Raw genomic sequence first — 12,459 nt, forward strand, 5'->3', positions numbered from 1 at the left:
TGCCGGGCCGCTCACAGCGATCCCTCGTCGCGCTTGGTCGTGGCACCCCAAGCGGCGTAGCCGCCCACCAGAAGAAAGCCACCCGGCACATACAGGCCGATGGCGGTTTGCGAGGTGGCGGCGCTCTTGAGGTTGTCGATACTGTTGTTGATGAAGCTTTGCGTGCGTATGGCTAAACGTTCGGCGCCGTTTACCGCGGCCTTGCTCGGGTTGATGTTCTTGACGCTGCTGAAGGCACCCGATGCGGCGCCGATGGCAAAGCCCTGCAGCGAATCCATCAGCAAGTCGCTGGCGGTGATCTTCTTGCCGGTGATCGCATCGCTGATCAGGGCCGAGACGTCACTGCCGACCATTCCGGCAACGCTCTGGGTGACGGTGCGGAAGAGGATGCCCCCGCCAATGCTCATGCCCTGGGTCAGGCCAACCGACGCCGGCATGCTGGCCAGGCCGCCGATGCCGCCGCTGATGAAGCCGGTCAGTGCGCCCATGCCCATCGCCTGGAAGAAGCCCTTGGCGGTGAAGTCGCGGCCGTGCTGGATGTCGTAGCTCAACCCGCTGGTACCGGCCCCGGTGATGGCGCTGCTGACCGAACTCCAGAACACCGACGTCGCGTTCTGGGCGATCACCTGGGCCGTGGTCATCGGTACTGCCGCCTCGACGGCCGCCGCGCCCGCGCCCGCACCCACCTCGCCTGCCGCAGCAACCACGCCACCCGCCGCGCCTTCCACGGCCGCTGCACCGGCCACCTCGGTGGCAGCCGCCGCGCCCGCCGCGGCCACGCCGGCGGCGGCCCCTTCGCCGGCCACCGCCGCACCGGCCAGGGCCGCCTCGCCGGCCGCCACGCCGGGTGCGGCCGCTCCCGCGGTGACGATGCTGAGCGCGATGCCCGCCACCGCCAGCGCCGCCATCGCGATGCCGATTCCCACCTGCGCCCACACCGAGATGTTGCCGCTGGGGTCCATGAAGTTGAGCGGGTTGTTGCTGGCGAACACGTACGGGCTGGAGAACTGGCGCGCCGGATCGGGCCCGAGGAAGCGCAACAGCGCCGGGTCGTACAGGCGTGCACTGAAGTCGTACAACCCGGTGCCGGAGTCGTACTCCTTGCCCGCGTACAGGAACAGCCAGTCGGCGCTGGCCGGGCCGCTGCGCGAAAGCAGCGTGCCGAACGCCGCGTAGTCGAACGCGCAACGCGCGGTACCGTCGCCGTCGAGCACGGCCCACACGGTGTGCTGGTGATCGCTGACCGGGTAGCTCAACGTGCCGTCGTGAACCGCGGCCAGGCCATCGGGCCCCCAGATGCACAGTTGCGGCGTGCCATCGTTCCAGACCATCAACGGCGTACTGCCCGCGCCGGCAAATGCGACGCGCCGGTGCGTGCCCTGCTGGCGAAGCACGCGCAGGTTGTTGAGCCCGCGCGCGTAGCGGATGGTGTCGCCGGCGCCGCTGATGGTGGCCGTCGTCGACAGCGCCGGGTCGTAGCCGATGTCCAACCCGCGCCACTGGTCCGGGCGGCCGTCGGCGCGGTAACGGAACGCCTGCGCGGTGTCGTCGCCGAACTGCGCGCTGTCGAGCTGGTCGGTGCCGGCGCTGCAGGTGGCCGAAAGCGTCACGCCATCGGCCGTAGCGGCCCAGATGTTGCCGTTGGCGTCGTACTGGTCGATCGTGAGATTGCCCGGCTGGCTGTTGGCCACGCTGGCGCTGGCCAGCCGCTGCTGGCCGTCGTAGGTGTAGCCGGCCTCGCGCGTTCCGCTGGCGATGTCCAAGCCGAACGCGGTCTGGCGCTGCTGGATGTTGCCGTCGGGGGTGTAGGCGAACGTCTGCGCGAACACGCTGTCGCCACCGACACTGGCCTGGTGCAGGGCGATGTTGCCTGGCGAGTCGTAGTTCCACAGCTCGGCAAGCTTGCCGCGCTGCGCGGACTGCAGCTGGCCGTCGGCGTTCCAGCCGTAGCTCGCGATGGCGCTGGGGTCCTCGGGCGTGCCGATCGCGACGATGTGCCCCTGGTCGTCGTACTGGTAGGTGAGCGCCGCCAGTGGCGATCCCTCCGGCAGGTCGATGCGGACGACCTCGTTGAGGTTGTTGTAGTGGTAGCCCGCGACCGCATCCAGGCTGGTCGGGCCGGACACCTGCAGGCGGGCGCTGATGACGCGCCCGAGCACGTCGTACACCCAGGATTCCAGCACGTCGCAAACGCCCAGCGACGGATCGCTGGCCGGTGCCGGGTTGAAGGTGGCCACGCGCACCAGTCGACCCAGCGCATTGGCGTCGCTGCCGTCGCCGTCGTACCAGTAGTGCCGACCGGCCACCGCGCCGTCGCCGCTTCCAGGCCAGTCCGGGTTGTCCAGCTCGGTCGCCAGCTTCGCCGGATCCCACGCGGCGTTGACCACGCCTTCCTCAATCGTCCGGCCGAGCGCGTCGTACCGCGTGTACAGGAAGAACTGCTCGCCCGGGTCCAGCGCGGGCTGCACGAACCGCAGCTGGCCCTTGCCGTTGTACAGGCTTCGGGTCACGCCGGAATCGGGGTCGGTGTACTGCACGATCTGACCGAGCGGGTTGCTCAGCGTGGCGCGCACGTACGCCGACGGCTGCGACTGCGGCGCGCTGGTGAAGGCGTTGGGCAGTTGCAGGGTGCCCAGCGTGCCGGCGCTGCCTGCCTGGGCGCTGTAGCTGGGCGCGACCAGGCTCTGGCCGACGTTGTTGCCGCTGGTGTCGGACTGCAGCATCGCCGCGGCACGGTTGCTGGTGTCTACCAATTGGCGACCGTCGTAGCCGCCCGGTGTGGTGGTGGTGGTGGCGTAGAACCGTCCGGCCGCGACCGGGTCGCTGGCGTCGCTGGCCGTGTAGGCCATGCGCGTGGTCTGGCGCCCGGACGCTGGCTGGTTGATGTCGTGGATGGACAGCGCCAGGCCGGGCTTGCCGGCCTCGATTGCGCGTTGCTGCGCCGAGGCCTCGTAGCGCGTGCCGTTGTACGGGTAGTCCTGATCGTCCGAGCGGACCACCGCACCATCGGATTGGCCGGCGTAGTAGTCGGCGATGTCGCCCTGCATCGACCAACTGCTGGCGGTGGCCGCAAGAAAGGCCGGCACGTCCAGGAAGGTGTTGCGATAGCGCAGCATCGGCACGTCGGCACCGGAACCGAAACTGCCGGGCGCGACCTTGGTCGATGCCAGCTGCCGATCGAGCGCGTCGTAAACCGCCTCCATCACGCGGCTGTCCTCACCGTGGCGCTGGTGGATCTGGCGCTGGCGCGCGGCGCCATCGGTGTACGACAGCCCCAGGCGCGGGTCCGCGCCGACGCCAAGCTGGCTCACCCGGAGCGTGTTGGTGCCGGTGTCGAACACACAACCGTCGGCCACGGTGGCGGCGTTGTCGGCACTGAACAGCAACTGCCCGTCGGCGAAGAACAGCAGATGGCCACCGCCCACCACCAGCAACCACTGCTGGGCGATGCGCGGCGGGGCGGCGAGCGGCGCCTGTCCGGACGTGCCGTCGGCGAGCGTCCAGCGCCAACCGTCGGCGGCGTTCCAGGCAATCGACTGGCCGCCACCGAAGGTCAGCGACAACGCGCCCTGGGCTGCTGCCAGCAGTTCGAACTCGATGAAGAACGCGCCGGTTGTCGCGGCGATGCCGCCTTGCCAGGTCAGGCTGTCGGCGTCACGACCGTCCTTGACCAGGCCGCCGTCGACAGCGCGCCAGGCGGTGGCATCGCCGGACTTCCAGCGATTGCGCCACTTCCCGCCGTCTCGGAACGTTTCGGTGATGCCGCCGCCGGACATCTGCAGGGTCAGCTCGGCGTTCGGGCTGGCGTCGTCGAACCGGTCGTTGGCCGCGCCCTGGCGTGACTGGAACCGCAACGCCAGCTCCTGCCACTGCCCGGTCGCGCCGACCGCGCCAAGCGGACGGTTGAACCGGTCGTACGGCGTGAAATCGCTGGAGCCGCTGGCGCCCATGCTGGCGCGCAGGAGCCGGTTGGCGGCCTGCCAGGACTGAACGTTGACGTCGGTTCCGAACGGCACCAGCAGCACGCCGTCGATCAGCACCGCGCTGCTGCCGGGGTTGCCGATGGTCAGCGCGATCGTGGTGGTGCCGTCGGGCAAGGCAATCGTCGCGGTGTCGTAGCGCCACTGCCCGTCGCTGTCGGCCAGATCGAACGTCTGCGGTTGCCCACCGACGTCCAGGTGGATCGCCCCGGTCCCGCCGCTGTAGCCCGCCGGCGTCTGGTAGCGCAGCGCCAGCAGGTAGGTGCCACGGCCGGCGGCGGGGTGGACCGTTGTCGCGATACTGCCGCCGACACCGACCGTCAGGCTCTGCTCGCCGAGCCAGGCGTTGTCGGCGCATGGCGAGGTGCCCGACAGTTGCCAGCCGCTGACGTCTTCATAAGCCTGGAAACCGTTCCATGCGCACTCGGCCAGGGCCGCCGCGCGGAACGACACCACCGGCAGCCCGACCGTGCTGGCGAACACCGTCGAGCACGCGGTGCCGGCGCCGTCGAGGTTCTGCAGCACCGAGCCATCGGGCGCACGCTGCTGCAGGACGGTGATGGCCTGCCAGCCATCGGGCACCTTGCCAGGCTGCCAGTCGGCGAACGGGAAACTGCTGTCGCCACCGGTCCAGCCGAAATCCGCGGCCTCGGCCGGGGTCAGCACGTCGCTGCCCCACGCGGTGGGCCAGTCGGCCAGCGCCATCGCCGATACCGCCGTGGCGACGCCCGCCTGGGTGGCGCTCTGCTGGACCGCGCTGGACACGTCGTTGAGCAGGCGGCTGGTGGCGTTGACCTCGCAGGCATAGCGGTACGTCAGCACGTCGGACTCGGTGACGCCGGCGCCGTTGACGGTGCTGGAGGTGACGCTGGCCGGTTGCCCGGTGTACGGGGCCGGCAGCCCGGCGGGCACGAACGAGGTCGTTGTGGCCGACGCCACGCCATCGCGCATGTTGCTCTGGCCGGTCTGCAGCACGTACGCGCCGTAGAGTTGGCGCGCCGCGACGCTGCCGTCGACCGGGTCGGCGGCGCGCTTCACGTAGGCCGTCCACTGGTAACTGGTGCTGGCCAGCAGGTTGCTCTGCGCGTCCAGCGTGGCCACGCTCTGCAACAGGCCGTCGAGCATGTTGTACCAGTCGGCGCCGGTCACCAGGGCGTTGCCGTTGAGGTAGGTGCTGATCACCGAACCGTTGACCGGGTGGTCGACGGTGCCGCCCGGATAGACCGCCGTCTGGAAGTACTTCACGACCTCGCCACTCGCATCGCAGGCGGCGTTGGTGGTGTCGGCGACGTAGGTGGTGGTGAAGGCCTCCGACAGGCCATCGTCGATGGTGATGGCACTCACCGGCCAATCGCTGATGGGCCCCTGCACCGCATCGCCGGCGTAGCGATGCAGGGTGATGGTGGTGGCGGCATCGAGATTGCCGGCGCTGTCGGGATAGGTGAAGAACGCCGACGGACCGCCGGGCTGGGTGCCCTGTCCCGGCACGTCCTGCTCCTGAGCCGTCCACATCTGCTCCTGCGCCAGCAACTGCGCTGCGCCGAACACGCCGCCATTGCGCAGCACCAGGGCCGATGCCGCGGTCGCGTGACCGGTCGACGACGCGTCGCTGTCGTACAGCGCGCAGGCGATGAATGCCGGCCCCTCGTTGATCACCGAGGCCGAATTGAGCTGGTACCGCGACCCGCCGCCGGCCGCCTGGTTGACCAGTTGCTGCAGGTCGCCGATGTTGGCCGCGACGGCATCGCCCCAGTCGGTGGCCACGCCGCGGAAAAACAGCTGGGTGCCGACAGTGAGGTAGTCCGGGCTGCCGGCGCCGATCCAGTTCGCGGTCCCGGGATCGGCCAGCGGCGTGGTGAGGCCGGTGATGGCCGCCGGGTCGCCCCAACCGTTACCGCTGGGGTCGTAACCGACCAGCGCCGCCGTCGGAGCGCCGTTGGGCACCAGCACCTGAACGGCGTAGTCGGGTCCGTAGCCATAACGCTGCTCCCCGCTGATCACGCCCTGCGGCTTTAGCCGGCTGTCGGTGCTCCATTGCGCGCCGTCGAACCGGATCACGTTGCCGGCCACCGCCACCAGCGCGTTGGCCACCGTCGCCGGCCGCCACGAGGTGGGGAATGCCGGATCGAAGCGATCGGTGAAGCTGAACTTCGTCGGCGTCCCGAACGCGTACTCGCTGTTCCACTGCAGCAGCCAGACGTCGTAGTCGTACTGCCCCGACGACGCACTGCCGGCGATGAAGTGGCTCACCGCCACCATCGACAGGTCGCCCGACAACGCGATCGACGACAGGTTGTTGAGCGTGAATCCGAGGTTGACGCTGGTGGCCTCGTGCCAGACGCCCAGCGCGTCGATCCAGTCCAGTCGCGCGTTGGAATCCAGGTCGATGCTGGCAACGTAATCGCGGCCCGCGGCGTACCAGCGATAGCCCAGGTCGTCGACCTGGTCATGGACCCAGGCCTGGTCCGGCCAGTGCCAGGTGAAGCGATCGCTACTGCCGCTGGCGGTCGAGGTGCTCATCTGAGAGGCGAACACGAAGCCGGCGCCGGCGACGATCTGCACCGCGCCGTCGTTGACCGACCACTGCCAGGTCGGGCTGTTGCAGCCGCCGGTGCCGCCGCCGGGGATCGCGGCCGCAACCCATTGCCCGGGCCGCGCCATGTCCTTGCGAAACAGGTGCAGGTTGACGTTTTGGGTGGTCCGGTAGGACACCGCAACGAAGTCCTGTCCGGCCTCCACCGACACCGTCGCCAGGCCCGTGCCGCCACCGCCGTCGATCAGCAGCGGGTATTTTGGATCGGCCTGCCACGCCACCCACTGGCCGTTCCAGGTGAACACCTGCATCGACAGCTTGCCGTTGGTGGTCTCGTTCCAGAGCACCACCGCGTAGTCCGGCCCGAAGAACACGCGTGCCATCGACTGGGTGGGCATCGGCGACGGTGCCGAAATCGCCAGGCTGCGATCGCAGATCGGCAACGACACGCTGGCATAGTCGTAGCTGGCCACGCCGCCGGTGGGCCAGGTGATGCTGGCGAGGGCGCCCAGATTGCCGCCGGCCGCCACGTCGAGCGCATAGTCGAATCGGTAGCCGGGCAGATTGGCGCCTTCGGCGTTGTACAGCGTGACCGAGGTCAGCAGGCGCTTGCAGGTGTCGCCGGAATCGCCGGCGACGTTGGCCACCGCCTCGCTGCCGGGCGAACCCGGGCTGGGGTCGTATCCCAGCCCCACCGAGAACAGCAGCGACCCGTCGGCGGCGCAGACCTGGATCGCGTCGAGGAACAGCGTTTCGTAGCAGTCCTGGAAGCCGTTCGGCGTGGTGCTTGGCACGGCCTTGTGCGGGTCGGCGTACTCGCGTGGGCTGCCGGCGGTGGCGTTGCTCCACAGCTTCGCGGCATAGCCCAGCCGCGCGGTGCGGCCGAACACGTCGGTGATGCGCCCCAGGTAGCAGGCCTTGGTGTAGGGCTTGCCACCGGTTGCCACCAACTGTTCGACGCCCGGCAGCAGCCCGTCGGGTCCGCGCTCGAAGCAGTTGTAGGCATAGCCGACCGATTCGCCGAAGCGGCTGTACGCGCGCTCCAGGTGCCAGGCGCGCGCGTACTGCTGCTGTCCTGCGGCCAGCGCGCTGCTGCCCTGCCAGGCAGGCACGCCGTGCGCGTCGACCCACTGCACGCCCCACTCGATGCTGTTGCCGGCGCTGCTGCGGTAACCCTCGGTGGTCGTCGCCACGCCGCCGCCGAATGACATCCGCTGGCCCGACTCGTTGCAGACCGTCCAGCGCTCATAGCGCGGGTAGTACAGCACCTTCCAGAACCGGTAGTTGCTGAGCTGGTACGCCTGGCCGCCGTCGCTGGCCTGCAGCGCCTGGCTGTCCAGGGTGAGCGTGAACTCCTGCTCGAGCTTGTCGTCGCGCACGATCCACGGACTGGCATCGCCCTCGATCAGCGCGTCGGCCGACAACGGCAGGCCGCGACGCACGAACTGCGCGCGCACGTCGGCGGGCACGGCCTGGCCGTTGGCCAGTTGCGTGGCCAGCGCGCGGTCCATCGAAAACAGCCACGGGCTGTCGGGCTCGCGCACCATCGCGCTGGCGTTGCCGGAGATGGTGATCGTGTAGCTGCGCATGCCCGGCGTCGGGCTTCCACCGTCGTCCAGTCGGATCGAATTCATCGGCAGCTGCCAGCCCATGCCGAGCACGCCGGTCGGCTGGTCGCGGTTCCAGGTCATCGCCTGCCGGTTGATGTTGCTCTGGTACTGGATCGACAGGTCGACCTGCAGTCCGTCGTTCTCACTGCGTCCCGGCATCGAGAACAGCGTCTGCGTGTGGTTCACGTCGCCGCGAAACAGGTTGACGCTGCTGGCCAGCACGCCGACGGTGCTGGCGTCCATCTGGAACGTGCGGATGCTGGGGGTGCTGGAACTGGGCATGCAGGCCTCCTTGCCAATGCGATTGCGACACGCGCCCGGCAGGGCCGGGGCGTGCCTCGTCGTGGTACGCGACGTGGTGGATCAATAGCCGATGACGACACCGGTGACGTTGCTGATGGTGTTGTCCTGTTCGTTTCCGCTGCCGTCCGACAGTCCGGCCGAGCCGACCACGGTGACGGCGTGGTCCTGGATCTTGTCGACCTGGAAGCTGGCCTTGAAGGTTTTCACGTGGTGGTCGTGCTCGTTCTTGAACTGCACCTTGAACCCGGTCAGCAGCGAAACGAAGCGCGAAACGTCCGCGGGAAACTGCAGTGTCTGGGCGCCGAACTGCAGGCTGTTGCTGGCCATCACGACCATGCGCAACGAGCGGTCGCAGCTGGCCACCAGCCCGCCGTCGACAGTGGCGGTGCTGGCGTTGTTGCCGCTGGCATCGGACATCTTCGCCAACCCGGTGACCACCGACGAATTGCCGTTGAGCTGGTTGCCGACCGAGGCGAGCGCGGTCTCCATGTGGTGATCGTCCTTGCCGAACGACAGGTCGAAGCCGGCCAGCAGCGACTGCAGCACCAGCGGGGAGTTGCACGGCACGGCCTGCGGCGCGCTGGCGCCGTTGTCGACGATGCCGCCGACATTGGCGAAGCGCACGCTCGGGTTGTCGATCCCCACCCAAGCCACCGCCACCACCGTCACCGACGACTTGCCGGCGTCGAGGTTGCGCCCGCCGGCATCGACCATCGACGCGTGCGGATTGACCGACAGCGTGTTGCCCTGCTGGTTGACGGACAGGCTGATCGACGTCCGCTGGACGTGGTGGTCATCCTTGCTGAAGGCGAGCTCGAACTGGCTGATGCCGACCATGCGTTGTGCGATCGGGCCGGAGAACGTGAACACTTTGGTTTCGTCGGGGCGCAGGACAGCGAACTGGATTTCGAGAGGCATCGGAGAGCTCCTGGGAAGTGTCAGCGGACGTAGCCGACCACCACGCCGGTGACGTGGCTGAGGGTGTCGTCCTGGCGGTTGCCGCTGTCGTCGTTGATGTAGGTCGCGCCGCTGGCCGTCGCCGATCCGGCGTCGCTGGACTGGATGCTGATGACGCCGCCAACGGTGGTCACGTCGTGATCGGTGTTGCCGGCGTACTGCACGCGAAAGCCCGTCAGCAGCGCCTCGAAGGTGTTGATGCGGCTGTCGAACGCCAGCTTCCTTTGGGTGTTCTGCAGGTCGCCCGTGGCCAGCACCTGGAACGGCAGCGTCGCATCGCAACTGACCAGCAGGCCGCCGTCGATGGTGGCCGTGGTGGCGCTGTTGCCGCTGTCGTCGAACATCCGCGCGCTGGCGGTGACCTGCACGCTGCTGCCGGACTGGGCCGTTCCCGCACCGGCCTCGATCACCTTCACCTCGTGATCGGTATTGCCAAACGAGAGTTCGAATCCGGACAGCAGCGCCGCCCGTACCAGCGGGGTCGTGCACGGAACGGCGATGCCGGAGCTGGCCTGGCCGTTGGCAACGTCCAGGGCGTTGGCCAGGGTCACGTCCGGGTTGTCGATGCCGGTCCAGGCAATGGCGACCACCTCCACGCTCGACCCGTCCGGCAGCAGGTTGTTGCCGCCGTCGTCGTCCAGGGTGGCGTTGACCAGGACGACCAGTGCGTTGTTGGTGTAGGACGAGATCAGCTGGATGCCGACGGTTTCGACATGGTGTTCGTCGCCGGCGCCAAAGCTGAGGTTGAAGGCGCGGATGCCGACGGCCACTTTGGCGATGTTGCCAACAAAGTCGAACGTGAGGCTGCCGCCGGGCCGGGTCGATTTCACCTGGGTTTCCAGGGGCATGGGACTCTCCTTGTCTGTGGAATGGACGAAACGTCGCGTTGGCAATGCGCAGCCACCGGCGAGTGCGCAGGGTGTAGTGCCGTGAGACCTCGCGGAATGGCACCGATGGCGTACCGGCATCGCATGCGATCAGGGCATGGGTCCAACCGTCGCCAGGTCGAGCTTCAGAAACGGCAAACGCGGCCGCGCCAGCCGGATCAGGTCGGCCATGCAATGCACGCCGAGCTTGCGCATTGCGATCTCGCGGTGCTTGCGCACGGTCAACGGGCTGATGCCGAGCCGGCGCGCGATCTCCTTGCTGGTATGGCCGGCCGCCACCAGGTCGATCACCTGGCGCTGGCGTGGGCCAAGGTCGCGGTAGCCGTTGCGGTCGGAATTCTCTGTGCTGTCGGCGCGCAGGCCGATCGCGCTGGCATGCACCAGCAACTGCACGGTGTTGCGCTGGCCCAGTTTGGCCAGCAACTGGCTGCGATGCTTGCGGACCGTGTGCGGCGCAATCGCCAACGCGGAGGCGATCCGCGCGCAATCCAGTCCCTGTCCCACCAAGGCAAGCACTTCGCGCTGACGTGGCGTCATGGAATCCACGCCTGCGTGGTATCGCTCCTCACGTTCGGGCATCGCGGAACATCCGTGTCGACGATGCGGCAGTGATAGCACAGCCCTGCCGTGGTCCGCATCGCCGGTCCGGCAGGGGTACCGGCATCGGCGGTCGCATGCGTGACTGCGTCGGGCTCGCGCCCGTGGGCGGCGCAAGGCATGCTGCGCACGTGCCGACAGCATGGCCACGGCATGCCCATCACCCGGGAGATGGCACGACCGCCCCATGAGTGTGTACATCGACGATGCCGTTTGGCCGTGGCGTGGCGAGCGCTGGGCCCACCTGATGGCGGACACGCTGGACGAGCTGCACGCGCTCGCCGCGCAGCTCGGCATTGCGCGTCACAGGTTCCAGGACAGGACCAGCGGCGCCCACTACGACGTGCCGGCGTCGTTGCGCGATCGGGCGATCGCGCTGGGGGCGGTGCCGATCTCGCGTCATCGAGACCGCGCGCAGGTCCGCGCGGTGATTGCCCGCGCGCGCGCGCAAGGGCGTGGAGAGCAGTGCTAGGCCACGGTGGCGTTGCCGCGCGTACGCTTCAACGCGATGGCGCGCCCTCGACGGGCGTCGCTTCGATGATCGCCTCCTCGACGATGGGGTACACCGCCGATATCGGGCAGCCGATGCGGGCGGTGCCCATCAGGCGCGGCGCGCCTGGCATGGTTTCCGAGCGCTGCTCGACCACCTTGATGCGGTCGCCCGGGTTTCCGCAGATGACGCCCACGCCGAGGCCCGATTCGAAGCCGATCTGCGGCGCGGCGTTCAACTCGGGGCAGGCGTTGCCAAGCTCGACGCGGTAGTAGCGGTGCCCACCCGAGCGGGCCGGCGACAACTCCACCAACACGCCCTTGCCGTCTTCGGACCAACTGCGCATGTGCCGCGGGCTGAAGCAGAAGGACGACGAACCGCCAAAGCCGCGACGGCGTTCGCCGCGCACTTCCACCGTCCCCAACGACGCCGTGCCATCGCTCGCCTGGCTGGTGCGGGCCAGGCGGGCGTACTCGCGTGCGTCGACGGTCGTCACGGCGGCGATCGGGCACAGCGCCTGGCCATCGCGAACGAACTCGTTGCCGCCACCGCACACCCAGCCCTCGCGCGCGAGCAGGCTCGCCGCGCCGCTTACGGCCGCGGTCGGGCAGCTTCCAGCCAGGTCGATGCGATGACGCACGTCGTTCTCGCCCAGGATCGCCAGGGTGCGCGCGTCGACCTGATGCGCCTCGCGCATGGCGCGCGCATCGAGGCAATGCGGTGCCGGCGCGGGGGATCGGCCGGTGGCCATCGCCGCATTCGCCAACAGCGCCATCAGCAACCCGCTGCCGGCGATGCCCATCGTGAGTTGCCTGGTGTGGCGATGACGCATTCGTGACTCTTCCGTGGCGTGACTGGCGCGCATTATCGCCATGTCATGCGACATCGACGCCTGCAGGAAGCCATGGCCGGCTGCGTGATCTGCCCGGCCCCGGTTGGTGATGGCCGTAACTCCCGGCCACGACCACCTCGCTAGCGACGACCTTCCAGCGACGTAGGATGGGTTGAGCGCAGCGACACCCATCAACCGGGGTCCAGGCGGGTGCGAAGGCAGCACTCCCGGCGAATGTCGATTTTTTCAGGCCGATGCGACCCGCCCGCG

Annotated in this window: 6 protein-coding genes; 1 reads left to right on the top strand and 5 read right to left on the bottom strand. The window is 68.8% G+C overall.

Going from position 1 to position 12,459, the window contains the following annotated elements:
* Positions 1-11: 11 nt before the first annotated feature.
* The 4 genes from EER27_RS15390 to EER27_RS17505 all read right to left on the bottom strand — a co-directional run bounded on the left by EER27_RS15390 (position 12) and on the right by EER27_RS17505 (position 10,807).
* Entirely contained in the window at positions 12-8,405 is an 8,394-nt protein-coding gene (locus EER27_RS15390) for an RHS repeat domain-containing protein (RefSeq protein WP_123089029.1), read from the bottom strand.
* Between the two features lie 81 nt (positions 8,406-8,486).
* Positions 8,487-9,344, bottom strand: a complete 858-nt coding sequence (locus EER27_RS15395) for a hypothetical protein (RefSeq protein WP_123089030.1) — start codon at positions 9,342-9,344, stop codon at positions 8,487-8,489.
* A gap of 20 nt (positions 9,345-9,364) precedes the next feature.
* Positions 9,365-10,231: a hypothetical protein gene (locus EER27_RS15400; protein WP_123089031.1), complete on the bottom strand. Its 867-nt coding sequence runs from the start codon at positions 10,229-10,231 to the stop codon at positions 9,365-9,367.
* A 129-nt stretch (positions 10,232-10,360) separates the two neighbouring features.
* Positions 10,361-10,807 carry a LuxR C-terminal-related transcriptional regulator gene (locus tag EER27_RS17505; protein ID WP_190285832.1) on the bottom strand — a complete coding sequence of 149 codons (447 nt, stop codon included), beginning with the start codon at positions 10,805-10,807 and terminating at the stop codon, positions 10,361-10,363.
* Between the two features lie 247 nt (positions 10,808-11,054).
* Between EER27_RS17505 and EER27_RS15410 the strand changes: the two genes are divergently transcribed.
* The gene (locus EER27_RS15410) at positions 11,055-11,339 is read left to right on the top strand and encodes a DUF4031 domain-containing protein (protein WP_123089032.1); all 285 of its coding nucleotides are present in this window, start codon (positions 11,055-11,057) and stop codon (positions 11,337-11,339) included.
* A gap of 28 nt (positions 11,340-11,367) precedes the next feature.
* On the opposite strand, the gene EER27_RS15415 is transcribed toward EER27_RS15410, so the two are convergent.
* Positions 11,368-12,189 (bottom strand): hypothetical protein, encoded by an 822-nt coding sequence (locus EER27_RS15415; RefSeq protein ID WP_148041048.1) that lies wholly within the window; start codon positions 12,187-12,189, stop codon positions 11,368-11,370.
* Between the last annotated feature and the right edge of the window lie 270 nt (positions 12,190-12,459).

This window comes from Montanilutibacter psychrotolerans (genome assembly GCF_003719825.1).
In the GTDB taxonomy this organism is placed as follows: domain Bacteria; phylum Pseudomonadota; class Gammaproteobacteria; order Xanthomonadales; family Xanthomonadaceae; genus Montanilutibacter; species Montanilutibacter psychrotolerans.

Bases quoted from the DNA above. Each gene is read 5' to 3' on its own strand.
- EER27_RS15395 (WP_123089030.1), bottom strand. From the start codon at position 9,344: ATGCCTCTCGAAATCCAGTTCGCTGTCCTGCGCCCCGACGAAACCAAA.
- EER27_RS17505 (WP_190285832.1), bottom strand. From the start codon at position 10,807: ATGACGCCACGTCAGCGCGAAGTGCTTGCCTTGGTGGGACAGGGACTG.
- EER27_RS15400 (WP_123089031.1), bottom strand. From the start codon at position 10,231: ATGCCCCTGGAAACCCAGGTGAAATCGACCCGGCCCGGCGGCAGCCTC.
- EER27_RS15415 (WP_148041048.1), bottom strand. From the start codon at position 12,189: ATGCGTCATCGCCACACCAGGCAACTCACGATGGGCATCGCCGGCAGC.
- EER27_RS15410 (WP_123089032.1), top strand. From the start codon at position 11,055: ATGAGTGTGTACATCGACGATGCCGTTTGGCCGTGGCGTGGCGAGCGC.
- EER27_RS15390 (WP_123089029.1), bottom strand. From the start codon at position 8,405: ATGCCCAGTTCCAGCACCCCCAGCATCCGCACGTTCCAGATGGACGCC.